This is a genomic window from Alteromonas sp. KC3 (assembly GCF_016756315.1).
GTDB lineage: Bacteria > Pseudomonadota > Gammaproteobacteria > Enterobacterales > Alteromonadaceae > Alteromonas.
In genome coordinates, this window is sequence record NZ_AP024235.1 from 3,694,688 (window position 1) to 3,719,874 (window position 25,187).

The following is a 25,187-nucleotide window of genomic DNA, read 5'->3' on the forward strand; positions in this document are numbered from 1 at the left end:
GTGTTAAAGGCCGAGAGAACTCGGCCTGCTTCTTGTTACATCTGAACAACAGTTGCAACGTTGTAATCACCCACTTGAGTTACGCTGATAGTACCACCACTACCGGTCATGCTGCCCGTAACCAAGTTGTCGTTACCCATTTGCGTTACCTCAAATGTATTAGCATCTCCACTAATAGCAAACTGGCCACCGGCATCATTCGTCACCCAGTTACCCACACCTTCTTGCATAACACTAATCGTGTTATCACTGCCGTTAACGAGTAAATCAAGTAAGTTCAGCTCACCACTTTGTTCTACTGTAATGGCGTTGTAGTTTGTCGGTACTGCACTCGCTAACTCTACAGATGCGGTATTTTCAATGCCGTCTTGCGCCATTTCAATAATGTTGCCATCTGCATAATAGTTAGTTTCACCGATACCGGCTTGCGCTAAGGCTAAGTTAGCTTCACCACTTTGCTCAATTTCTACAGTATTAAAGAAGCCGTTAAAATTGACCGTGCTTATTTCGTTGCCGCTGCCTACTTGTGTTAAATCAAATTCGTTGAATAAACCAATAACACCCGCATAAGCTGTGTTTTCATTACCCGCTTGATTAATCTCGAAGGTATTTAGAATACCGTCAATCGTTTCAACCGTTGCCAGGTTCACATCACCAATCTGGTCGATATTAACTTCGTTGCTAGAACCTTCAAAAACACCTGTGGCAATTTCATTGCCATCACCATCTTGTTCAAATTCAATCGTATTACCATCACCTACAACGCTCCACTCAATTGCATTTCGATCACCATCTTGATCAATCACAATTTCGTTTTCAGAGCCCACTACTGCGGTCAGGTTAGATACGTTGTAATAGCCGTCTTGGACAACTTCAATCACGTTGGCATCGCCGCTAAGATCACGTACATAAGACTCGTGCCAATCGCCTTCTTGTTCAACAAAGAGCGTATTGTCATTACCAGACACAGTGTTATTTGCCCAATGACCCCCGTCACCTTGCACAATCGACATGGTATTACCGCTACCAGTAATACTGTTAATTGAACGATTGAAGATAAAGCCGATTGGTCCACCATCACCCAGTTGTGTTAGCGACACCGCGTTATCATCACCCTCTATCGCAAATTCAGCTGTACTTTGGATACTGTCCTGCTCAGCTTCAACAAGGTTACCATTACCAGAAATGCTGGTTAGGAACGTATTACCCGTTTGCATTTGAGAGGCCATCACTTCATTGGCATCTCCTACAACTTCAACATCAATAACATTCAGGTCACCTTCTTGGCTAAGTACAGACTCGTTACCAATTTCATTACCTTCTGGCGCAGTTTGGGTTAGCGTGATGCTGTTGCCCTCTGCCGCAGCAAGAAAATCTGCCGCTGCGCTAAATTCTACATTTTTGCTGTCAGGTACTTCCTGCGCAGATGCCCATCCTGTTGCTGCAACAAGTAATAATGCACTGGCGATTTTTGTTCTTTTCATTTTGTCTCCCTATGGTAATCACATCATTGTTGATATTGTGTGATGTTGATCACCATCTCGTTCCCTATTTGATAAACAGTAAAGGCCTGCTCACCTAATTGATTAACATTGGCAACGTTGTCAAAACCGTCTTGAACAATTTCAAAGTAGTTGTTGTCGTTTTGTTGCAATAAATTCACAACATTTCCTTCACCAAGCTGTGTGATGATGGCTTCGTTGTTATTGCCGTCTTGTACTACATTTGAAAGGTTTGACGCGTTACCGCTTTGAATGATGTTAGTTATGTTATTTAACCCAAACTGACTGACAGAGATGAGGACCGTTTCATTGTCTACCGTGATCGCTTGGGTATTCAGACTCATTGAAAGAGAAGATTCCACCATGTCTGCATTTGTTGATAGGTCGGAAGACTCCGCTCGAACTGACAGAGGAAGCATAACGCCAAGTAGAAGCCCAAACATCGCGAGTCTTTTTACTTGCAAAGAAAACGGTGCTTGGCACTCTAGGTCTGCGAACTTCTTATCCATGTGAACAATGACTTCCTGAGAAACAACAAATGTGACCCTTCTATATCACTCTGTAATTGTTTCAGAATCCATCACCTTTAAGTTGTATTTATGACGAACTTAATACTACTTGACTACGAAAAATCAGCAGCTTAACGACTTTTTGTCGCACCTTAGTGCTAGTTTTGCACAGAAAGTAATCACGTAATTTGGTTTGGTAAGACCACACAGTGAGAACAAAACGCTCTAGAGCGTGTTGACCTTTGCTGTACGTTTTTGCAGCAAAGTGTTTAGCATTTAGACAAGGAAGTGCACACGTCGTGTAGCCATCTACATAAGTGTGCGCAGACGCAGTATAAATGCTAAACAATTGCTGCCTGAAAGGTTCATCCAAGCGAGCCTCATGCGGCTTTACTCGTCGCTAATTTGGAATAACCAAACCACGCAACTCGTTCATTGCCTGATACTCGCTTGGAATGAACAAAAAGTGTACTGCAAAGGTCAACACGCTCTAGTAAATTAGTACTAATTTCTATGGCAAATACGCTTTTTCCTCATCGAATAGTTGTATTTTGAGTTTAATTACTGGCGATGATTAAAATTTCGGTTATAAGTTTTAACCGTTAGTTATATCAGACCGAATGAGAGGATTTCGTAATTGTACGCATTGTCCTAATTATGGAATCTAAAAATGAAAACAAAGCCTTTTAAAACGGGTCTTTCAGCATTATCTGTAGCTTTACTTCCACTTTTTGCTGCAGGCCATGCGCATGCTTCAAAAGCCGAAATATTTGATGACAGCGTTATTGTTGTTTACAAAGAAAATGTCAGCAAAACCGACAAGATGCGCGCGCGTTCATCAGTAGGTGCACGTATTAGCGACGCAAATCGCGACGAAATTGATGATCGCTTTTCAAACCTGCTAAATGGCCGAATTGCAAAATTACAGCTACGCGGCAAATCGGTAAAAGAAGCCATTGAGATCCTGAGCAAAAACCCTGCTGTCAAAATTGCAGAGCCAAACTATTTATACCGAAAAGCACTTATTCCGAACGATCCCTCTTTGGGCGATCTCTGGGGATTGAATAACACTGGACAAGCTGGCGGGACGAACGATATAGATATTGATGCGCCAGAAGCATGGGATATCACAACCGGTGATCGCGACGTTGTTATCGGTGTTATCGATACGGGCGTTGACTACAACCACGAAGACCTTGCTGACAATGCATGGGTTAACCCTGGTGAAATAGCAGGTAACGGTGTTGATGATGATGGTAACGGCTACATTGACGATGTGTATGGGATAGATGCGTTCAACGTCGACACCGATCCGATGGATGACGACTCTCATGGTACCCATGTAGCAGGAACCATCGGTGCTGTTGGCGATAACGGCATTGGCGTCGTGGGCGTTAACCATCAAGTGTCTATTGCAGCATGTAAATTCTTAGGCCCTGACGGTGGCTCTACTGCTGGCGCAATTGAGTGTATCGACTACTTCACGGACCTAAAGGTTAACCGCGGAATCAATATTAAAGCGACCAATAATAGTTGGGGTGGTGGTGGCTACAGTGAAGCCTTAGAAACCGCTATTGAAGAAGCGGGTCAAGCGGGCATTCTATTCGTTGCTGCTGCAGGTAACTCTGGCTCTAACAACGACAATGTTGATAATTATCCTTCAAACTACCAGACCTCAACAAACAGTGTTCTGGCAGTGGCTAGTATTAACCGTAACGACGGCGATAGCGGTTATTCGTATGGCGTTGAAACCGTTGATTTGGCTGCGCCCGGCACAGCTATATTATCGACCGTCCCAGGTAACGGATATGCTGCTTATTCAGGCACATCAATGGCAACACCCCACGTGGCAGGCGCAGCAGCACTCGTTTGGTCTCTCAACCCTGAGCTAACACCTTCAGAAATGAAAGAACTACTTATGCTGACTGGCGAAACCAGTTTGTGGGCAGATGGGCGCACGGCATCAGGCAATCGCTTAAATGTACTTAATGCGCTTGAAGAAGCTGACCCAACGCCTGGTTTCAAGTTAGGTATTACACCAGGCTCAGCTGAAATTATTGCCGGTGAAACCGCCACGTTTGATATTGAGGTGGGTGCGATTGCAGGCTACGACCAAGCCGTTACTCTATCGCTATCAGAACCAAGCGCTATTGCAACGCTAAGTGCTAGCAGCGCAATGCCTGGTGACACAGTTACACTTACGGTTACTACAACAGAAGATACAGCGTGGGGACAGTACAGCTTTACCATTAACGGGGTGAGTGGCGACATCGAAAAATCGAAAACAGCCAACCTTTACGTTTACCCGGTAGGACTGAACGACTTCCCTTACAGCTATTCAGGCGAGGCAGTCCCAACATTGCCTAACGAAGATGATCCAGATGATGTGGGTGTAGATCTTGTTATTAATGTACCAGACGATATCACTGTATTTGGCATGCAAGCTTCAGTAGATATCACGCACACCTACAGCGGCGACTTAGTGTTGTCACTTACATCGCCTCAAGGCACAACGACAGTTCTTCGCCAGAATCAAGGTGGTGGCACTGATGACATTGTTGAAAGTTACAATACCGACGCATTCAATGGTGAAGTTGCAACGGGAGATTGGACACTCAATGTATTAGACACCTTCAACGGTGACAACGGAACCGTAAACACGTGGAGCATTGTGGTAACGGGTATTGGTGAAGTTGGTCCAACACCTCCAAATTCAGCATTCACATTCGACGCTTCGGGACTGTCTGTAGACTTTACCAACGACAGTAGTGATGTAAATGACGATATTGTGAGTTACAGCTGGGACTTTGGCGATGGAGCAATGTCATCAGATGAAAACCCCACTCACGTTTATGCAGCGACTGGGGCCTATGACGTAACACTCACTGTCACAGATGCCGAGGGTCAAACAGGTGTTTCTACTCAAACTGTCTCGGTTTCCAATAGCAATATCGTGACCGAGATCGATCGCGCTATGCTATCTCGTTTTGGTTCGCTACGTGTTGACCTTTCGTATAGCGGCTCTACCGCTGACACCGTTATGATTTATCGCAATGGTGAATTACTGGAAGAGGTAAGCAACACAGGTCGCTATCGCGATAGAAGCCGTGGCGTTAATCCTGGTAGCTTCACCTATATGGTGTGTGATGAGACATCAGCGTGCTCTGCGCCTGTAACGGTTAATCTTTAATCGTGTGAGTGCTGTGAATTTACACAGCGCAAGTTGAAGTAAATACTGGCCCATGGAAGGGCCGGTTTTTTTTGACTATAACTTCGTCATCTAAGCCTTTGGCTTATTCCACATTAACTATTTTAGTCATACACTTACAAGAATATTGGGGCCGTGTGTAAGTATATGGAAATTGTATTAATTGACGATCATGAAGTAGTAAGAGATGGTATTGCCGCACTTATTGAGCAAGAATATGGGTGGCATGTTAAACACTCCGTCAGTACCCTTTCCGCTCTGCCCTCTCACACTAGTCTCGATGATGTCGATGTTGTGGTATTAGACATTTCGCTTGCTAATGAGTCTGGTTTCGATGTGCTAACCACAATTAAATCGCAAGCTCCCCATGTAAAGTGCCTGATGTTAAGTATGTACGATCACGTGGCATACATAACTAAAGCATTAGAGCTTGGTGCCGATGGATATGTGACAAAAACAGCGGCAACGAAAGAACTAATGGATGCACTTGAAGCGCTAGAGCGAGATGAAAACTACTTAAGTTCAGATATCAGTAGTAAGCTGGCATTTGGAGAAAAGCGCGTTATTGCTCAGCTCACAGAACGAGAAAAAGAAGTTTTCTTATTACTGGCGAAGGGACTACAACCAAAGCAAATTGCTTATCGCATAGATACAGCTCCCAAAACAGTGATGGTCCACAGAACGAATATCTACCGAAAACTTAATACCACCTCACAGTTTGGATTGTTAAAGATTGCGCTGGAAACCGGCATGTTGGACTTGGCAGACTTCATTAATGAAGATGCAATATCACAGTAAACACTGTGATATTTGACTTATTAACAACACACTTCCACTGTTTAAATGGAACTCTCTGACAACTCCCATACTATTTCGACACAACCCACTATGTCTTCCGTTTTTTCACCACACTATCTTCTTTACGGCTTGCTCTATACGTTTTGTTTTCACGGGGTCTGGCTAATCAGCAGCCATTTCGAAACCGTTACCAGTATCGTAAGTTGGTACTTACCTGCAGGTGTTAGGTTAGGCGCATTTTTACTGCTGCCAATCCGAAGCTGGCCTGCCCTGTTACTTTGCGAGAAACTTACTCATCTACTTTTATTTTCCCCAGGTGGGCTTTTAGACAATAGCCAATTTATGAGTGGTAGTGTTTATTGGTATTTAGTCCACTTAATGATTACTCCTCTATTGCTATGCGCTGCGGTTTATACCTTTCGTCGTTTCTATAGCAGCCCCTATCTCGATAATGTATCGAGTACACTTTCTTTACTCAGCTTTTCAATGTTGTTGAGTATTGCACTGGGGTTTATGTTTTTGGGGCGAAGAGCATTGGAATCCAACATGGATTTAGTATCGTTTTTAGTTACCCTTTTCGAATTCTCATTAGGTGACTTCGTAGGAATAATTGTTATTGTTCCTATACTGATAACGCTTTATACCAAACAGTGTTTCAAGCATGGCGGGGGGCAGCTCTATTATATCGTCGCGGGCTGGTTGCTCGCTTTAAGTGGCAGTGTCTTAGCATTCGATAACGGTATAAACCTAAGCTACCAACTAAAATATATCGCTGTACTTCCGGCTCTTTATCTTGCCCATCGGTTTGGCATTTATGGAAGCTCTTTGTCTTGTATTCTTATCGGAGTAACCGCATTTTTAGTTTCTTCACAAACAACATTGAATCCGTTAGAGCATCAGTTCTATATCATTGCCTTGTGTGTAAGTAGCTTGATCTTAGGAGCGTCGGTAACACAAGCCAAAAGAATGAACACGACCCTTGCACTAACTAACGCGAAAATTCGCGAAAAAAACGCATTACTTAACAAAGCAATCGATAATACTCGCGCAGTGACCGCAAAGCTCGTAGCGGTGCAAGAAGAAGAGAGAAGAACGCTTTCACGTGACTTGCATGACGACTTTGGTCATAGAATAGTAGATTTAAAACTTCAACTTTCTCTCAGAAAGAAAGAAGATTTATTAACGGTTCTGTCAGAGAAAATTGATAGCCTCTACTTTGCTATGAAGAAAAGCTTAGGAAGTCTTCGGCCCAGTGGTATAGATACGCTTTCTATCGAAGCCGTGCTGCAACGTTCTGAAGTTATATCGTCACTCAATGCATCTAATATTGCCTACACTTTGAACGTATCAGGAACAGCGGTCGCACTAGAGAATGAAAAGAAAATTCACATCTATCGAATAATTCAAGAAGCGGTGACCAACAGTATCAAACACGCAAACGCCACAAGACTTAATATTGACGTTGTGTATCATCCCACTGTTGCTACGTTTACCATCTCGGATAACGGCATGGGTATTCCCGCCTCCTACCTGACAGATAGTATCAAAGACGCACCCGTCGATTTTTCAATGGGTATACTTTCAATGCACGAGCGAGCGCATTTGATAAATGGTAAGCTCAGCATTTTGAAAAATACGCCTTCTGGCACAGTAGTAAGTATCGCTATTGAAGTGTAATTATCCCGCGTTACCCTTTGTTTTTATGATACATTGCTGACAAGTTTCCCTTTTTGGTACTACACATGGATTTGCATAAAAACGTACATCACCAGCCACCCTTACTAAAGCGACAATTCGCTAAACTCATTACCGCCGTATTCGCCTCTATTGCGTTACTTACTGCCTGTATGAGTACTGAGCAGCCACCGCAATATACCTATGAGGCATCAGCAACGGCTTATGATGACGTAGTTAACGCACAGAAAAGTGCCCTAGAGAATGGAAAGTTACTACTCGTAGTGCTCGGCGCTCAGTGGTGCCATGATAGTACAGGTCTAGCAAAACGTTTCCAAACTCAAGAAATGCAGCCTATTCTTACATCTCATTACGAAACCATATTTGTAGACGTAGGCTTACTGGAAGACCGAAGAGCAATTACTCAACGATTTGACTATCCAACCTATTATGCCACTCCCACGGTAATGATAGTGGACCCTGCTTCAAGTGCATTATTGAATCGCGCTAGCATGGCAATATGGGGACGGGCAGACAGTATCGCCCTTGCTGATTATGTAGACTACTTTTCTAAGTTTGCTCAACTTTCTGATAAACAAAAGTTACCCATGATGAATTGGCAAGCCGACCCGCAAGTTGCTGCGTATGACACTCAACACGCAGCGCGTTTGCAAAAAGCGTACGACTTATTGGGCCCATTATTGCAAAAGGATATTGCTGGAGAGCCACCTGAAGGTTTTTACGATCTGTGGAAAGAAGTACGAGGTTATAGAAGTGATTTACAGGAAACGATGGTTAAGCGCGCTGAAACTCAACTAGAGCAGAATGACAATGGGAAAGCTGACGCCCAAGTCGCGCCAGCTTTGCGTCATTATCATCCTTTTTCATGGGAATCAAAGTAGCGACAGAATGTGCGTGCTACTGTGCAGTAGCACGCTGTGGGGTGTGTTTGCCACTATTGTTCATATTGCCGCTTCTTGAGCGATTGGCGTTATTATTGCGATGCTTGGGCCGTGAATGCTGTTTTTTGGCCCCACTTCTATTGGCCTTGGCATCACTTTTAGTATTCGCAGAAGGCGCCTTTGCCGACGAAGCGCTACTTAGCGTTTTTGGCTTCTTGGGCTTTTTCGGTTTTTTGGGCTTCGACAGTGTTGTTGGCGGTACTGCTTGTTGTGGCTCGAACCCTTCAAGTGTTTCTCTTGGTAATAGCTTTTGAATAAGCGTTTCAATATCTTTTAAGCTTTGAAGTTCTTCTGCACAGACAAACGACCAAGCCTGACCACTGGCACCAGCACGCCCAGTGCGACCTATACGGTGCACATAATCTGCCGCCGTATTTGGCAAATCAAGATTAACCACTATGGGTAGCTCGCTAATATCAATGCCTCGAGCAGCAATATCGGTAGCCACAAGCACTTTGATGTCACCGTTTTTGAAATCGGCCAAGGCTTTTGTTCTCGCCCCTTGGCTTTTATTTCCGTGAATAGCCGCACTTGGAATTTTAGAACGGGTAAGTTTCTCTGCAATTCTGTTGGCGCCGTGCTTGGTACGACTAAAAACGAGTACTTGCTCCCATTTTTGTTGCTTAATAAGACAAATAAGTGCCGTTGTCTTTTTTGACTTATCAATGGTAACAAGATGCTGCTCTACAGCATCAACTGTTGAATTTGCAGGTGTTGTAGAAATGCTAACAGGATCTTGAGTAATGGTTTGAGCCAATGCGGTTATTTCAGGTGAGAACGTTGCTGAAAACAATAAGCTCTGTCTTTTCTCAGGAAGCAATTTAAGCACTTTTTTAATATCGTGGATAAATCCCATATCCAGCATTCTGTCGGCTTCATCAAGCACCAACACTTCAAGCTGAGAAAATTTCACTGCATTCTGCTGATAAAGGTCTAACAGTCTGCCGGGCGTCGCAATAAGCACATCAACGCCTTTTCTAAGCTTCATCATTTGCGGATTTATACCAACACCACCGAACACCACTGCGGTTTTTAGCGGCAAGAATTCACCAAAATGACGAATACTTTCTTCTACTTGTGCAGCGAGTTCTCGGGTAGGCGTTAATATTAGCGCTCTTACGTTGTTGGCAGAAACTTTGTTACCCTGCATGAGCTTTTGAAGAATAGGTAAGCCAAAACCGGCCGTCTTGCCTGTTCCGGTTTGCGCAGCCGCTAACACATCACGCCCTTTTAATACCTCTGGTATTGCTTTTTCCTGTATAGGTGACGGTGTGGTAAAACCACGCTTTTCAATTGCTTTTAGCAACGGTTCAGCAAGCCCAAGCTGGGTAAATGACATTAACTAACTCCTGAAATAGCTATTTGCCTAAATATAGGTCGAAGAATGATTAGTAGCGTGGCAGCTATAGCACTTACCGTGTGAGATTATAGCCTAAGAAGAAATTCTTTAGTGATACGCCAATTCGCCGGTGCCAATAACACCAAGAATTGTCGATTAAGGAAGAATGATATTTACTCTTACACAACGCGGCGCGGAGTCTACCACCAATATGCCACGTTCGCTAGCACATTTTTTAGTCAACCAAAAACTGCCATTATGGGCAATGCAGGCATTGGCCTATTTAGCTTTATAACGTAACTATTGGCTGCTTCATCTATCGTTATTTACGATCTCCAAGCCGCAGACTTTTAATGCATTTTAAATATAGGTTAGATGTAATTCTGGTTGGACAAGAAAAAACGAAACTTGTATCGATAAATAAAAAAAGCTTTACGATATTTGGTATAAAGGATAAAAAGCGCTCAATTAAATTTATACTGCCGTGTGGGCGGTTTATAGGATTAAAAAGACAGCATGAATGTAGAGACTATAACGCTTCATCTAGGAGAAAAGCTTGCGCTTATTAAAGCGTCAGTGATGTCTGACAGTTTTCTTATCCAGCTAGCAACAATGCTCGTTATCTACAGCGTTGCCTTTGTGCTTGCAAGACAAGTTAAGAAGCCATTTAAATTTACACGCGAAGCGCCCTCTCAAGGGGCTCACACATTACACGGCTTTATGTATAACTTAGGTGAAGCCTTATTTCCGCTAATCACCATCAGCATGCTGAAATTAACCACCGTACTTGGGGCTCAATTCCAATTTGACGCTTGGCTTTTGGAAATTGCTGTTGTTGTTGCGCTTATGCTTTTTGTGAATTCACTCATCAATGGATTTGTCGTAAACGAAACAATCGCAATGATTATGCGCTGGGTGGGTTTGCCAATTTTGTTTCTCCACCTGATTGGCGTGCTACCGCTTATTACATCAGCACTTGAATCAATTGCTATATCGGTTGGAAATGTAGAAATTTCTGCTTACGGTGTCGTACGAGTATTGTTGTTTGGTGCCCTGTTGTTTTGGCTTGGCAGAAGCTCCAATGCGATTGGTCAAGATATTATTCGAAATCACAAGTCGCTTGATGTATCCACCAAAGAAGTGTTTGCAAAGTTATTTGAAGTTGCCCTGTTCTGCGTTGTATTTCTTCTATTGCTAAATGTAATGGGTATTAATCTAACGGCGCTCGCTGTATTTGGTGGTGCCGTGGGTGTGGGTTTAGGTCTCGGCTTGCAGTCTATAGCATCGAACTTTATATCTGGCATTATTATATTGTTAGACAAGTCTCTTACTGTCGGTGATTACGTAGAACTAGAAGACGGCCAGAAAGGCATAGTACGCGAGTTTAAGATGCGTTACGCCGTGCTAGAAACCTTTGATGGTAAGGATATTTTGGTTCCTAATGAGAAGTTTATTAGCTCATCGTTAATTAATTGGACCCACAAGAATCTAAAACAGCGCTACCGTATTGATTTTTCAGTGGCATACAAGACCGACATTCGCGCCATGGTCGAGATTGTTAAAGAAGCCGTCGCAGCACATCCTCAAGTGATTTCTGGCGATGATATTCCGTTTGAAGAGCTTCCTGATTGTGAAATTGATAGCTTTGGTGATTCGGGTGTGAATATGTTTGTCGAGTTTTGGATGGAAGGCGTGGATGATGGCAAAAATCGCGTAGGTGGTGACTTGCTACTAACGGTTTTTGAAACCTTACGTGAACACAATATCGAAATTCCGTTCCCACAAAGGGAAGTTCGAGTCATCAATGAGCAGGATATCGGTATTCGCAACACCACGCCGTAACTACTGTACTGAATGTCGCGCTAGCTTAAAACCTAGCGCGAAGCGTATCCCATTCCCACTGTTGAGTAAGTAAACCAAACAGACGGGTAAACTTCTCGTAGTCAGCTTTTCCCATCGCAATAGCCACAGTTTTCAGTTGAGATTTAGCTTTGATTGCTTTGACTTGTAACAACTCTAGCCTTTTGTCAGCGCTCTCGTCAAAACTATCGGCAATAATACGACTTGCTTTCTGACTAGCCTCCCACGCTGTGATTACATATTCCACCAGTTTTTTGTACACATTGACCATACGTTTACGTTCAAACACGTCCTCAAAAATAGAGCCGCGCACAACATGTTGAAACCCGGCCTCGGTTTCATACTTCGATTGACTATCTAATTCATTCAATAGCACAAGAATGCTATGTAAAAGGCGTAAATGATCAGCATTATTGTATTGCGAGGGCTCCAAAAGCGAAATGTCATCACTTAACATTTCCAAGTTCACTAATATACGCTGTAGTGTTGCCATTAACTCAGGGCCCGTAGCCAATGTATCGCTGGATAGTCTAAAAGAATTCAGTGTACAGAATGTGTTCTGCTATTGCTAAATATTGTGAGACAAATTTGGTGACTTTGTTTAAACGAATTAAGGCATAGTGAACGTTGCGGTACGTTTTTGCAGCGAAATCTACTAAAAAGTCCAAAAGCCCAAGTGGAAGATAAAAAACGGGGCTTTTGCCCCGTTTTGCGTTTATTGTTTGCTTTGCTGCGTATTGCTATAGCGCATGCTTACAACTATAAGTCGGCGTGTAAGTCATGACGTAAATCGAACCGATCTAACGTCATAACTTTTGTCCATGCATCCACAAAGTCTTCAACAAAACGTTGCTTAGCATTGTCGTAAGCGTAAGCTTCAGCAACAGCGCGTAGCTCACTGTTCGAACCGAAAACCAAGTCCACTGGCGTACCTGTGTACATGACTTCGCCAGTCTGACGGTTAACCCCTTCGTAAACTGCAGGGTTATCAGTTTTTCTCCATTTGATACCCATATCGAGCAGCTTCACGAAGAAGTCGTTATTTAGCGTTCCTACTTTGTCTGTGAACACACCATGCGTTGCGCCACCAGTGTTGGCACCAAGTGAACGCAAGCCACCTAGCAATACCGTCATTTCAGGCACAGTTAAACTAAGCTGGTCCGCTTTATCAACCAACATATCAGTAGGAGAGCGGTAGCTAGCTTCTGCGTTATAGTAGTTTCTAAACGCATCTGCTGTTGGCTCAAGAAGTGAGAAAGAATTCACATCTGTTTGCTCTTGAGTCGCATCAGTTCTGCCAGGGACAACAGGCACAGTTATCTTAACACCGGCATCAGACGCCGCTTTTTCGATAGCTGCCGCACCACCAATAACAATCAAATCTGCAAGCGACACTTTCTTCTTAGAGAACATGCGAGAATTATATTCTTCTTGCACTTCTTTAAGCTTAGTGACTACCGCCTTTACGGTTTCTGGTTCGTTGGCTTCCCAGCTCATTTGTGGCTCAAGGGCGATACGCGCACCATTAGCACCACCACGATAATCTGATGCTCTGAAGCTAGCCGCTGATGCCCACGCTGTTTTTACAAGCTGTTGAACTGATAATCCTGTATCTAAGATTTCTTTTTTCAGCTTCTTCACGTCTTTGTCAGAGATTGCTTTGTAATCTGCTTTTGGTACAGGGTCTTGCCAAATGAAATTTTCTTTTGGTATGTCATTACCCAAATAACGTGCTTTTGGACCCATGTCACGGTGCGTTAGCTTAAACCACGCCTTTGCAAATGCAGTTTGGTATTCTTTCGGATCTGCTAAGAAGCGCTCTGCAATTTTGCGATACTCAGGATCGTACTTAAGCGCTAGGTCTGCGGTTGTCATAACCGGCGGGTTCTTTTTACCCTCAACGTGTGCGTCCGGTACAGACGTATGTGCCGCTTCGTCGGTTGGGATCCAAATAATAGCGCCAGCAGGACTACGCGTTTGCTTCCACTCAAAACCAAGAAGATTCTGCAAATACAAGCTTGTCCATTTAGTCGGAAGCTGTGTCCACGCACCTTCTAAACCACTGGTTACTGTATCTTCAGCGTTACCTTTTCCGCAGTTGTTTTTCCAACCTAATCCTTGTTCCTCAAGGCCAGCGCCACCTGGCTCTGCCTCTAGACAATCAGCAGGCTTGTGCGCACCGTGCATTTTACCAAACGTGTGACCACCCGCGATAAGGGCAACAGTTTCTTCATCGTTCATTGCCATACGGCCAAACGCGGTGCGAATGTTCTTAGCCGACCCCATAGGATCAGGAACGCCTTTTGGACCTTCAGGGTTAACATAGATTAACCCCATATGCGTTGCACCTAGTGGACGCTGAAGCTTGCCGTCTTTTTCTTCGCGATCGCTTGCTAACATTTCAACTTCTGGGCCCCAATAAACCATATCAGGTTCCCAATCATCGGTACGACCGCCAGCAAAACCATAGGTATCGAAACCCATATTCTCCATGCCCACGGTACCCGCTAAGATCATCAGGTCACCCCATGACAAGCTTTCAGCGTACTTTTGTTTGATTGGCCAAAGTAGTCGACGCGCTTTGTCTAGATTGCCATTGTCAGGCCAGCTGTTAAGAGGGTCGAAGCGCATTTGACCACCATCACCGCCACCACGGCCATCTAGCGTTCTATAAGTACCTGCGCTGTGCCAAGAAAGGCGAATAAAGAATGGACCGTAATTACCGAAATCAGCCGGCCACCAATCTTGCGAAGTAGTGAGAAGATCATTAACGTCTTTTTTGACTTGGTCTAAGTCCAGCTTTGAGAACGCTTTAGCATAGTCAAAATCTTCACCAAGTGGATTTGAGCGACTGTCATGATCGCGTAATGGCGAGAGATCCAATTGGTTGGGCCACCAAAACTGATTAGTTTTTGCTTGAAACGCTTTAGACATTCCTGTGCCTTTTGCGCCAGCAGGCTTAGTCATTTGATCGTTTGCTAGTGCGCCAGTGGCACTTAAACTCAATGCTACCAAAGCAGAAAGTGTGGTTTTCTTAAACCTTGATGTGATCATGGTCATTTCCCGTCTTAAATTGTTATTCGTTGTTCGATTGCTAAACAGCAACAAACCCAAGCGTTAACATTTTGTTTACTTGTGCGTTTAAAAAGATAGACAGAGACACTTCATATTTACAGTCAATTAAATGGATTCAGATGATTGATATTTCCAATCAACAATAAAGTTCTTTATTTTCAACAAATTAAATAAAGACACATCAAAAGTAAGAATCAACCACAATAAGAAAAAAGCCACTTGAATTTCATGAATCTATTTCACAGCGCGCGAATTTTTTACGTTGTTCGCCTGAAATACGATTCTTTCACTCCCTAAAAGTGGTTAAAAATAAAGCGCCAAACTGATGATTTTGAAATTTTTTCGTAGTTTTCGATACGTTTTTGCAACTTCTACGCTGGCATAGCATTTGAAACAGGAAAGGAGGACACAGTTGGGAAACATAAATGCCAACTAAAGCACATTTTCTTCATACGAGAAGTCAATGGATTGTTTAAGAAGTAAGAGGACGAACTTATGAAAAACACACTTAAATCACTGACGAGTATTGCTACGGTAGCGTCAATTAGTGCAATGGCCGCTTTTGGTGCGCAGGCCCAAACAAGCGAAATAGAAGTCAAGGACAGTGGCTTCTATGTTGGCGGTAATTATGGTTATCTTCGCGTTGAAGGTGAAGATGATTTTGATGACGATAAAGATGTGTGGCAAGGACTTGTAGGGTATAAGTTTAACGAATGGATTGCACTAGAAGGTGGCTATATCGATTTCGGTGATTATGGCAACGACATAGCCGGCGCTGAAACTGACGGCTACACAGCGGCAATTAAAGGTATTCTTCCGCTAACAGAGCGTTTTTCACTGTACGCCAAAGCAGGCCAGTTGTGGTCAGAAACTGAGTATAACATTGGCACAATTCGCCGAGATAACGATGACGAAAGTCTGTTTGTTGGTGCGGGCTTAAGCTATGCAATCACGAGTAACTTCTTGGTTAATGCCGAATATACTGTTTACGACACTGAATTGGATGCTGACGAAGCATTTGATGACATCGACGACACTGATTTTGAAACAGATCTAAAGCAGGCCAGTATTGGTGTTGAATATCGCTTTTAAGTTTTCAAAGGTGCGAAGGGCCGATTGTGGTCTACGCACCTTTATTTTCTACGACCGCTTGACGTAACCGCTAAGTTGATCGACATGTGCTTTAGTTTCTTCTACTAAACCACCTATTTCTTCAGCAGAGTCGGTGGTTCTCGACGCCAGACTCCGAACTTCATCCGCCACTACTGCAAATCCTCGCCCTGCTTCTCCAGCGCGAGCTGACTCAATAGCCGCATTAAGTGCCAGCAAGTTTGTTTGGTTTGAGATGCTATTGATTGTACTAATGATTGTACTAATCTTAGACAACACTTGAGTCATTGCATTGTGAGTAGTTGCTAACACTGAGTTTCTTTCAGAAACATCAGCTCCGTAGAGAAGTATTTTACTCAGATTACCATCTTCGTCTTGGACAGGAGAGACCGCTACATCGATTTCTGCGGCTCCTTTCGACGACGGAAAACTCAGTTGCTTCGTTATATAGCGGCCAGCTTTCAGTTGCTCCCATTCTTGTTCTGACAAGTAACTGGAAAGAGGTTTGAGCTGAGATAATGTCTGCTCTTTCGACTGGAAACCTAGTGACTTCAAGCCCATTGGATTAATTAAAGTTAACTTTCCTTCGGCGTTAAACTCCATAACTATGTTCGATTTACTGATAGCTTCTAACCTAACATCATTTTCGAGTGCTATTCGTTTCGTTTTGTCGACATTTGCTTGAATTGATACAAACTGTTTTAAATCACCGTTTGAGTCAAAAACAGGATTGATAGCCAAACTTATCCAGTACGGGTCTCCCGACTTTGTATAATTTAGAATTTCTTCGTAAAAGGGTGTTCTATTGTCCAAGTGATTCCGTATGCGCTTTATCGTTCGCTTTGATGTATGCTTACCCTGAACTACTTCGCCAGGTTTTTTACCGATAACTTCCTCTTGTCTGTACCCTGTGAGTTTTGAGAAGCCAGGGTTCACATACTGAATAAACCCCTGATGGTCAGTGATTATAACAGAGTTATCAGTCTCATTTGCAACCAATGAAAGCAAAGCAATCTGATCGCGCTGTTGTTTTTCCTTAGTTATATCTTTGACAAATGCAGTATATGTTATCTTTCCGCCAATCTTTACTTTTGACAAAGATAAGTTCCCCCACACTAGACTACCGTCTTTCCTTTCGATCTTCACATCTCTCGACGTGCCAACAATTCGATCTTGTCCTGTTTCCCTATTCCGGTTTACTAGCTGGTCATGATTACGTTGAATGTCTTGTGGAACCAAGAGCTTGACATTTTTGGTTAACACCTCTTCCCTAGGGTAGCCCCAAAGTATTTCTGCAGCCTTATTGAAAAAAGTGACGCAATTATTTTCATCAATGCTCACCACCGCATCAATACATTGCTCTAGAGTTTGATCTATTCTGTCCTGTGCTTCTTTTTGCTTAGTAATATCTTTTATGAAAGCGGTATAGTGAATCCCGTCACTTTGACGGACCTTTGATAAGGATAAACTGCACCATTTCTTATTGCCGCGCTTAGTTTCAATTTGTATGTCACGAGACGTGCCCACGATCTTGTCCGGTCCTCCATCCCTGTTCGCATTCACGTAGTCATCATGTTGACCAGCAAACTCCCTTGGAACAAGAACTTTAACATTTTTACCCAAGATTTCTGATGCGGAGTAGCCAAACAAGTCTTCCGCAGCATTATTCATGTAAGTGACTTCATTCAGAGTATTGATACTTATCACAGCATCAATTGCCTGATCTAGAATAGATTTAATAGTGTCGTCGCGCTTTTTGAAAATCATTTTGGATTACATAAGGACTGCGTCATATAGTAAACATTATATTAGATGGAAACTATCTGCTCGTCGAAACGCACTCATCAGACCACATACTAATCGATAAATTAGTGCGAACTTTATGTAAATACGAGTCATAAGCGCGTGAACAAATTACACTCTTGTCCTTTTACTCTACACTTTGAAATGGCCTATTTCATAATTTCCTTTAATTATCAGTAATTAGGGAAGTTAGCTGATTTCTCAATTAGCGGAATAAATTCTGCAAGTATGAGAGACTAGTTAATAAGGAATTTAGGTAGGTCGCCATGACATCAAGTAATAATATTTTTCAACCAGGTGAAAATTGTTGGGTAGAAAGCCAAGCCCGCTTTTCTACTCCTTTGATTGATTGTGCGAACTACTACAAAGCATTACACAGTGCCATTGTTAAGGCCTCGCACAGTATATTTATCGTAGGCTGGGACATTGACAGCCGTATACGTCTTCTTCGCGGGAAAGACGAGCAACAAAGCGAAGCGCCAAGTGTAATTAGTGACCTGTTAAAGTGGAAAGCAGAACAAAACCCCGACATTAAAATTTATCTTTTACGTTGGGATTCTTCTCTAGCGTTTTTCGCCCAGCGTGAAATGTGGGCCAAAGAAGTATGGGAAGAGAAAACGCCCGATAACGTAGAGACAGTACTAGATGACACCATACCAATGGGTGGTAGTCAGCATCAAAAAATCGTTGTCATTGACGACGAGTTAGTTTTTTCTGGTGGTATGGATGTATCAACGAACCGATGGGACACGCGAGATCACCCTGTGATATCTGAAGAACGTGATGGACCAGATGGTGAATACGGCCCACTCCACGATGTGCAAATGGTATCGAGTGGCCCTGTCGTCGTTGACTTTGCCAAGCTTGTTCGCTGGCGTTGGCAACGTGTTGCGGATAGCTCACCCATTGATATTCGCGAAGAAGCCCAAAACGGTGAAGATGCGCCATTGCCCGAAGCGTGGCCGGACGATTACCCACCGCTTTTCGAAAATGTACAGTGCGCGCTTGCCCGTACCATACCGTTTATGGATGAAGTAAAACCCGCACAAGAAGTTCGCCATATGCTACTTGACCTCATTAGAGAGGCTGAGTCGGTAATCTATATCGAAAACCAATTTACCACTCGTCAAGAAATAGCTGAAACGCTTAATAAGCAATTAAAGCTGAAGCCCGAACTTAGCGTCATTATAGTGAGCTCTTACGAACCGAAAGGAAAGTTTGAGTGTGAGGCATTCTGGGCAAGTCGTATCGAGTTTAAGGCCATCTTAGAAAAGGGCATCGACGCTAACCGCGTAAAACTTACCTATTCATCGATTGAGGATATGCAAGGCCGAAAAGCCTATAAACGTATCCACTCTAAAGTGATGACAATAGACGACAAATATCTCGTCATTGGCTCATCGAACTTAAGCAATCGGTCAATGACGCTAGATACTGAAATAGATACAGTTCTCTATGGTAATACGCCGCAAAATAAAGAAAAAATTGCGCAAGTGAGAAATGACTTACTGGCGGAACATACTGGCAGAGCACTTGACGATATGCCCGCACTTTTTGAGTCAGAGCATCCCGTAGAAGCACTCATGCATAACCAAATTGCTCACGGTTATGTGTTAACTGAAGTACGTGATGAAGTTTTCACCGAGCACTCTGTTAAAAATGTATTTCGTGCACTTTCCGACCCTGAAGAACCGCTTATTTCAGTCCCTACACTCGACGGTGCGGCACTACCGGCGAGGAACCCTCGAAGACGCAGTATCATGATCATGATAGGTGTCACCATTGTTGCTGTTCTTGGTGGTTTGATGTTCTGGGCAAGCCAATCTATTGAGTGGTTGAGCTCAGATAGTATCAATGCCTTTTTAGAGAAGAGTCGCGGTACCTATTTCGCACTACCTACCGTGTTATTGGTTTACGTAATAGGGGGAATCTTATTTTTCCCTGTTACAGTACTTTCTTTAGCAGTTGCGGCCATTTTCGGTCCCATATGGGGCCCCATCTACGGCATCATGGGGGCATTACTGAGTTCTGCCATCTTATTTGGTATCGGCAAGGTGTCAGGTAACGCAGGTTTGAGGAAAATTGGCGGTCCTAAAGTTGCCGCGGTCGATGAGAAGTTAAAGCGAAGTGGTATTGTTGGCGTCGCGGCAATACGTATGCTTCCTGTAGCACCCTTTAGTTTAGTTAACCTAGTTGCCGGCATTTCATCCATTGGCATTATTCAGTTTCTGATTGGCACCTTTTTAGGCATGTTCCCGCCTATGATAGCCAAAGGCTTGGTAGGCGATTCAATTGCACAAATTTGGCAGAACCCGTCAGTTGAAACCATAAGCTATCTTGCAGGCGGCATTGTGCTGTGGGGCTTGATGATTTGGGGCTCACAAAAATTCGCCCGCTATTACCAGTCTCGAAAGGCGCCATCAGCTGTAGATGAGAGTCAGGATAGTTGTTCGAAAGATGAAGGTGAAAAATGTGCCGCATAGTTTCCTACAACATTCACAGCGGTGTAGGCCGCGATAAGCAACACGATTACAAACGCATTGGCCAGTTTCTGGCGAACACAGGTGCCGATGTAGTGTTGCTTCAGGAAATGGATACCCGCTCTGCACAAAGAGAAACGGCGCAGGACGTTGAAGATATTTGCGCCAGTCACGTGTTTCAAATGGCGCCATCACCTGCTATTCGTGAAGCGCATGGCTGGTATGGCAATGCTGTGTTATCGCGTTTTAAGGTACTATCTCAAGAGGTCATTGATGTTAGTCAAACAGGACGCCAACCGAGAAATGTACAAGTTGTTGTGTTACAAACGGAAAAAGGGCCACTTACTGTGGTTAATACGCACAAAGGACTCAAGAAGCTTGAGCGTCGCTCTCAATTTACTTTACTGCACGACTACTTAGCCAAGCGTCTTGAGGATAAACCCACCCCACTTGTTTTGGCGGGGGATTTTAATGAATGGCAGTTCTTTTCAAAGGCATTCACGTCCCTTGATTCATTATTAGTTCAACACAAAGTAGGGGCTACTTTCCCCAGCCAATTTCCAATCTTCTCGTTAGACAGGGTTTGGGTGACCAGCGATATTCAAGTAAAGGGAGTGACTAAAGTTAAAAACGCGCGTACAAAAGTAATGTCTGATCACCTCCCTATACAAGTGGATATTGTGCTGCCAGAAAAAGACAAGGAAACCGATGCTATATAGCTTGCAACTAACGAGGTTAGAATGTCCTTAAGGGCACATTTTTAAACATTGAAGCAGCAAATTCTAGGGTGCCACACCAGTGCTGCAGTGCATTTTCTTGTGCGACAACCTTGCGAATAATATTGATGACATAATCAAGATGGGAGTCAGTTTTAATTCTCTTATTAACCGCCGCGAACACGCTACGATGCATCTCTGGCTGGGTGATTTTGAGCGTTGACACTAACCCCGATTCTTTGAGGTGAAAAATAGCGGAAGTAGGCAGTATCATTACCCCCTCCCCCTGCATTACTTGCCGCAACCCAGTCATTAGCTGTCCTGAATAAGCAAGATCGTGTTGCAATGATACACCGGTCGCTTTTTCATAATGGTCTATTAATTGCCCCAACGCATCTTTCTTTCCCGGAGAAAGTAACGGTAAATCACTCATCTCCCAAAAGTGAATTGATTGTTTCTGCCTGAGTGCAGTGTACCCAATAGAAGATGTTGAAGCAGTAAAGACTAAGTGCATTTCTTCTTGAATAAGTGGCGTTACTGACATCAGAGTCTCGTCAAGAGCTTGTTCGTAGGTTAGTGCTATGTCCACCTGCTTTGACGCCAGCCAATCATTAATGGTGTATGAAGGACCCGTACTAATTTCGATTTTAAGCGGCGCATGGTGACGTGTTATTTCGTTAAGTAACGGCAACGATAGTACGTTACCAACCGAAGGCAACATGCCTATTTTTATTATGCTAGTTTGCTTTTTATTTAAACCGTCCAGTGCTTTTTGGGCCATTTCCATTTGGCTCAAGATGCTCTGCGCATGCTCGAGAAATAGTTTCCCCGCTGGCGTCAACGTAACACCGGAAAAGCTTCTATTAAACAAGGTAGACTTCGTTTCACGCTCAAGGCTCGCCAGTTGCTGACTAATGGCAGGTTGGGCAATGTCCAGCGCTCTCGCCGCCGCAGCAATACTGCCTTTTTTTGCAGCTGCGACAAAATAATGTAGCTGTTTGGCATGCACTTTACACTTCCCCCCTTATTAGAATTTTCTCGTCAGGTCAGATAGATAGAATCAGGCCTTCCTCATAAATTCAGCAATGAATATGCCATTCGAATTAGTTATATGAGAAAAAAATGTAAAATTCACGACCGTAAGAAAGTGTTTAAAAATTCATATTTTTAGTTTATGAAGCCAACAAATCGCTATACACAAGGCTTTGCTGGGCGGCTATATATTTTTCTTATATCCCTAAATATTCTTCTTTCTTCCTCTAACTCAAAAGAGTTTTTAGCCTAATTCTTGTTCACAGGTATCCGAACAATTCTTACAAGATGCGAACCGCATCAATGTGGTGCCTGTGCGTGCCAAAAAAGGGCGAGTTGGTAAAGGCCTGCCCATCATAAAAGCAATGTTTAAGCACGAGTAGGAACACACATGAAAAAAAATAAGTTACATACCGCAATACTCTATGCGCTCACCACGTTTTCACTTATTGGCGTGTCTCATCTTGCGATGGCACAAGAATCTCAAGAAGTAAAAGAAGAAACTACAGAAGCGAAAGATTTAGAACGTATCGCAGTTGTGGGTGCACGCGGTGCGCCGCGCTCGGTAATGAGTTCACCTGTTCCTGTCGATGTGCTAAGTGCAGAAGATATGGAAGCAGTAGCGTTCACAGACATGAACAACGTACTAATGACATTAGTTCCCTCTTACTCACTGGCTCGACAACCAATTTCTGATGGAGGCACATTTGTAAGGCCTGCGACCTTACGAGGCCTTCCAACAGACAAAACGCTGGTTTTGGTCAACTCTAAAAGGCGACATCGTGCTGCACTGGTACAAATTGGCGGATCAGGTACACAAGGTCCCGACCTTGCGACAATACCCACTTCTGCAATCGGTAGCGTTGAGGTTTTACGCGATGGTGCTGCTGCACAGTATGGCTCTGATGCTATTGCCGGTGTGATAAACTTTCAATTAAAGAATAACAGTGAAGGCGGCTCATTTACCGCAGACTATGGTACTTACTATGAGGGTGATGGTGATCAAATCACCGTTACCGCCAATAAGGGCTTTGCACTAGGCACCGATGGATTTGTCAGTGTTTCTGCTGAGTACTCTGACAGTGAAGCGACATTTCGCGGAGAGCAATACTGTGAAAGCTGGTTTTGTGTAGACGAGCAATCTGATGAATACATCGCAGCTGCACAAGCCATGGCAAACGAAGTACATGGTTCAGACCAAGTACAGCCTTGGGGGCAACCCAATACCAGCGGTACACGTATTTTCGTCAATTCAGGCTACACTCTCTCTTCAGAAGCAGAATTGTATGCTTTTGCAAATTACTCAGAAAGTGAAGGTGACGGTTCCTTTTTTTACCGCTATCCAGGCAACGGCACCATAGAAGATATTCGCCTAGAAGATGGCTCTATTTGGAATCCAACTGAGTTTTTCCCCGGTGGTTTCACACCACGCTTCTTTGGCGATGTCACTGACTACTCATTTGTTGGAGGCATTAAAGGCGCGGTTGGCGATTTAGGCTATGACGTGAGTGGCCGTTATGGTTCAAATGAAATCTCATACACGTTAAAAAATACCATTAACCCTTCGATGGGAAATATGTCACCAACACAATTCAGTCCGGGTGACTTAACCAATGAAGAAACTCAATTTCAAGCAGACTTCACCTACGACTTATCATCTTATGTTCTTGCATTTGGTGTGAGTTATCTCGATGAAAGCTATGAAATTAAAGAGGGCGAATTAGATTCTTATTTTGCAGGTCCTTATGCAACGTCAGACCCGTGGATGTTTTGTAACGATGATTATACTGCTACCGCCGCTGGTCTAGGTGTAATAGCTAATGGTTCATCACTTAACTGTGGTAATTACACCACTTTAGATTCCAATGGTGATGGCGTTGAGGACGACGGTTTTGAAGGAGTAGACGCTGTTTACACAGTTGTTGGTGTAGGCTCTAACGGTTTTCCGGGTTATTCCCCCGAGTTTTCAGATACCTATTCTCGCGACTCTTACGCTATTTATGCTGATGTGTCTGGTGATATCACTGACAACCTATTTGCACAGGGCGCTATTCGTTATGAAGACTACTCGGATTTTGGCTCTGAATTAGTCTATAAAGTGGCTGGCATATATCAGATAACCGACGAAGTGGCCGTTCGCTCCTCTTTTGGTACAGGCTTTAGAGCACCGACGCCAGGGCAACAGGGTACAACTAATGTGTCGACGCGCCTACCTAATGGGTTTCCTGTAGCAACCGGCTTATTCCCAGCTGGAAGTGACGTCGCACAAGCGTTAGGCGCCAATGAGTTAGGGCCTGAAAAGTCTACCAACTTCACCCTAGGTCTCACCGCCAATTACGGCGATATGACACTTACCATCGACTACTACAACATCAAGCTTGAAGACCGCGTTAACTCTGTATCCACCCTTGATGTATCTACAGTGGAAGTAACTGACCCCAATGCATCTGGCTATGATGCCTACCAAAATTACTTAGCGTTGGCTGGAGCAGGTGTAGTTGGAGCAGAATCAATCGGTGGCGTGTTCTTTTTCCAAAACGCGTTCGATACCGTGACCGAAGGAGTTGATGTAGTGGCCACCTATAACATGGAGACCACATATGGTGCTACAACGCTAACTGCCTCCGTTAACTATAACACCAACGAGTTTGATTCTGACCCGAGCGAATTTTTTAATGCTGAAGATCAATTTGATTTTGAAAATGGTACGCCTGAAGTTCGAGGAGTGCTGTCACTCAAACACAGCTATGAAGATTGGATGCTCGTCAGTCGCTTAAATTATTACTCAGACTACGAAAATGCGAGCAACAGCACACTAGAGGTAATTCAAAAGTTTGGCGCTGAGTTCATGTTTGATATGGAAGGTAGTTACCACTTCAATGAAAATCTTACGTTGTCAGTCGGCGTTAGAAACCTATTCGACAACTATCCAGATAAAGGCACCATGGGAGAAACCTGTTGTGGGCGAATATATCGCTCTGATTCTATCGTCGATTGGCAAGGTGGTTATTACTACACACGCTTAGCAGCTCGATTCTAATTAGTCCTGAGCACCGGCTTTTGCCGGTGTTTGTTTTTTCAGCGAATTCTATGTTGTTCGTCCATGCTCATCGGAGAAA

At 43.7% G+C, this 25,187-nt stretch carries 16 protein-coding genes; 9 read left to right on the forward strand and 7 right to left on the reverse strand.

Going from position 1 to position 25,187, the window contains the following annotated elements:
- Positions 1-35: 35 nt before the first annotated feature.
- Complete coding sequence (locus JN178_RS16350) at positions 36-1,484, reverse strand: curlin (RefSeq protein ID WP_202262458.1); 1,449 nt, start codon at positions 1,482-1,484, stop codon at positions 36-38.
- 23 nt (positions 1,485-1,507) lie between these two features.
- The gene (locus JN178_RS16355; protein ID WP_232369600.1) at positions 1,508-2,011 is read right to left on the reverse strand and encodes a curlin subunit CsgB; all 504 of its coding nucleotides are present in this window, start codon (positions 2,009-2,011) and stop codon (positions 1,508-1,510) included.
- A 670-nt stretch (positions 2,012-2,681) separates the two neighbouring features.
- On the opposite strand from JN178_RS16355, the gene JN178_RS16360 reads away from it, so the two are divergent.
- The 4 genes from JN178_RS16360 to JN178_RS16375 all read left to right on the forward strand — a co-directional run bounded on the left by JN178_RS16360 (position 2,682) and on the right by JN178_RS16375 (position 8,593).
- The gene (locus JN178_RS16360) at positions 2,682-5,201 is read left to right on the forward strand and encodes a S8 family serine peptidase (RefSeq protein WP_202262459.1); all 2,520 of its coding nucleotides are present in this window, start codon (positions 2,682-2,684) and stop codon (positions 5,199-5,201) included.
- Positions 5,202-5,366: 165 nt separating this feature from the next.
- Positions 5,367-6,017, forward strand: coding sequence for a response regulator transcription factor (locus tag JN178_RS16365; protein WP_202262460.1), 651 nt, complete (start codon positions 5,367-5,369; stop codon positions 6,015-6,017).
- A 90-nt stretch (positions 6,018-6,107) separates the two neighbouring features.
- Positions 6,108-7,694 carry an MASE1 domain-containing protein gene (locus tag JN178_RS16370; protein ID WP_202262461.1) on the forward strand — a complete coding sequence of 529 codons (1,587 nt, stop codon included), beginning with the start codon at positions 6,108-6,110 and terminating at the stop codon, positions 7,692-7,694.
- 65 nt (positions 7,695-7,759) lie between these two features.
- Positions 7,760-8,593, forward strand: a complete 834-nt coding sequence (locus tag JN178_RS16375; RefSeq protein ID WP_202262462.1) for a thioredoxin family protein — start codon at positions 7,760-7,762, stop codon at positions 8,591-8,593.
- A 16-nt stretch (positions 8,594-8,609) separates the two neighbouring features.
- On the opposite strand, the gene JN178_RS16380 is transcribed toward JN178_RS16375, so the two are convergent.
- Positions 8,610-9,992, reverse strand: coding sequence for a DEAD/DEAH box helicase (locus JN178_RS16380; protein ID WP_202262463.1), 1,383 nt, complete (start codon positions 9,990-9,992; stop codon positions 8,610-8,612).
- A gap of 516 nt (positions 9,993-10,508) precedes the next feature.
- Between JN178_RS16380 and JN178_RS16385 the strand changes: the two genes are divergently transcribed.
- Complete coding sequence (locus JN178_RS16385; RefSeq protein ID WP_202262464.1) at positions 10,509-11,834, forward strand: mechanosensitive ion channel family protein; 1,326 nt, start codon at positions 10,509-10,511, stop codon at positions 11,832-11,834.
- Between the two features lie 25 nt (positions 11,835-11,859).
- Here the strand turns inward: JN178_RS16385 and JN178_RS16390 are convergent, their stop codons facing one another.
- Both JN178_RS16390 and katG read right to left on the reverse strand, forming a co-directional pair.
- Positions 11,860-12,345, reverse strand: a complete 486-nt coding sequence (locus JN178_RS16390) for a hypothetical protein (RefSeq protein WP_202262465.1) — start codon at positions 12,343-12,345, stop codon at positions 11,860-11,862.
- A gap of 266 nt (positions 12,346-12,611) precedes the next feature.
- Positions 12,612-14,906: a catalase/peroxidase HPI gene (katG, locus tag JN178_RS16395; RefSeq protein WP_269752165.1), complete on the reverse strand. Its 2,295-nt coding sequence runs from the start codon at positions 14,904-14,906 to the stop codon at positions 12,612-12,614.
- A gap of 516 nt (positions 14,907-15,422) precedes the next feature.
- Between katG and JN178_RS16400 the strand changes: the two genes are divergently transcribed.
- Positions 15,423-16,019: a porin family protein gene (locus JN178_RS16400; protein ID WP_202262466.1), complete on the forward strand. Its 597-nt coding sequence runs from the start codon at positions 15,423-15,425 to the stop codon at positions 16,017-16,019.
- 48 nt (positions 16,020-16,067) lie between these two features.
- Here JN178_RS16400 and JN178_RS16405 read toward each other — a convergent pair whose 3' ends face one another.
- On the reverse strand, positions 16,068-17,804 hold the full coding sequence (locus JN178_RS16405; protein WP_202262467.1) for a PAS domain S-box protein: 1,737 nt from the start codon (positions 17,802-17,804) through the stop codon (positions 16,068-16,070).
- A 302-nt stretch (positions 17,805-18,106) separates the two neighbouring features.
- Here JN178_RS16405 and JN178_RS16410 point away from each other — a divergent pair, with 302 nt between their 5' ends.
- Together JN178_RS16410 and JN178_RS16415 are read left to right on the forward strand one after the other, a co-directional pair.
- Positions 18,107-20,323, forward strand: a complete 2,217-nt coding sequence (locus tag JN178_RS16410; protein ID WP_202262468.1) for a VTT domain-containing protein — start codon at positions 18,107-18,109, stop codon at positions 20,321-20,323.
- On the forward strand, positions 20,311-21,039 hold the full coding sequence (locus JN178_RS16415; protein WP_202262469.1) for an endonuclease/exonuclease/phosphatase family protein: 729 nt from the start codon (positions 20,311-20,313) through the stop codon (positions 21,037-21,039). Before JN178_RS16410 ends, JN178_RS16415 begins: the two co-directional genes overlap by 13 nt.
- A gap of 16 nt (positions 21,040-21,055) precedes the next feature.
- On the opposite strand, the gene JN178_RS16420 is transcribed toward JN178_RS16415, so the two are convergent.
- Entirely contained in the window at positions 21,056-22,045 is a 990-nt protein-coding gene (locus JN178_RS16420; protein ID WP_202262470.1) for a LysR family transcriptional regulator, read from the reverse strand.
- Between the two features lie 414 nt (positions 22,046-22,459).
- Here JN178_RS16420 and JN178_RS16425 point away from each other — a divergent pair, with 414 nt between their 5' ends.
- A complete protein-coding gene (locus JN178_RS16425; RefSeq protein ID WP_202262471.1) occupies positions 22,460-25,108 on the forward strand; it encodes a TonB-dependent receptor plug domain-containing protein in 2,649 nt (882 codons plus the stop codon).
- The last annotated feature ends 79 nt before the right edge of the window (positions 25,109-25,187 follow it).

Excerpts from the sequence above, each read along its gene's own strand:
- JN178_RS16380 (WP_202262463.1), bottom strand. The coding sequence starts at position 9,992 with ATGTCATTTACCCAGCTTGGGCTTGCTGAACCGTTGCTAAAAGCAATT.
- JN178_RS16355 (WP_232369600.1), bottom strand. The coding sequence starts at position 2,011 with ATGGATAAGAAGTTCGCAGACCTAGAGTGCCAAGCACCGTTTTCTTTG.
- JN178_RS16350 (WP_202262458.1), bottom strand. The coding sequence starts at position 1,484 with ATGAAAAGAACAAAAATCGCCAGTGCATTATTACTTGTTGCAGCAACA.
- JN178_RS16400 (WP_202262466.1), top strand. The coding sequence starts at position 15,423 with ATGAAAAACACACTTAAATCACTGACGAGTATTGCTACGGTAGCGTCA.
- JN178_RS16385 (WP_202262464.1), top strand. The coding sequence starts at position 10,509 with ATGAATGTAGAGACTATAACGCTTCATCTAGGAGAAAAGCTTGCGCTT.
- JN178_RS16390 (WP_202262465.1), bottom strand. The coding sequence starts at position 12,345 with ATGGCAACACTACAGCGTATATTAGTGAACTTGGAAATGTTAAGTGAT.
- JN178_RS16375 (WP_202262462.1), top strand. The coding sequence starts at position 7,760 with ATGGATTTGCATAAAAACGTACATCACCAGCCACCCTTACTAAAGCGA.
- katG (WP_269752165.1), bottom strand. The coding sequence starts at position 14,906 with ATGATCACATCAAGGTTTAAGAAAACCACACTTTCTGCTTTGGTAGCA.
- JN178_RS16405 (WP_202262467.1), bottom strand. The coding sequence starts at position 17,804 with ATGATTTTCAAAAAGCGCGACGACACTATTAAATCTATTCTAGATCAG.
- JN178_RS16410 (WP_202262468.1), top strand. The coding sequence starts at position 18,107 with ATGACATCAAGTAATAATATTTTTCAACCAGGTGAAAATTGTTGGGTA.
- JN178_RS16360 (WP_202262459.1), top strand. The coding sequence starts at position 2,682 with ATGAAAACAAAGCCTTTTAAAACGGGTCTTTCAGCATTATCTGTAGCT.
- JN178_RS16415 (WP_202262469.1), top strand. The coding sequence starts at position 20,311 with ATGTGCCGCATAGTTTCCTACAACATTCACAGCGGTGTAGGCCGCGAT.
- JN178_RS16370 (WP_202262461.1), top strand. The coding sequence starts at position 6,108 with ATGTCTTCCGTTTTTTCACCACACTATCTTCTTTACGGCTTGCTCTAT.
- JN178_RS16365 (WP_202262460.1), top strand. The coding sequence starts at position 5,367 with ATGGAAATTGTATTAATTGACGATCATGAAGTAGTAAGAGATGGTATT.
- JN178_RS16425 (WP_202262471.1), top strand. The coding sequence starts at position 22,460 with ATGAAAAAAAATAAGTTACATACCGCAATACTCTATGCGCTCACCACG.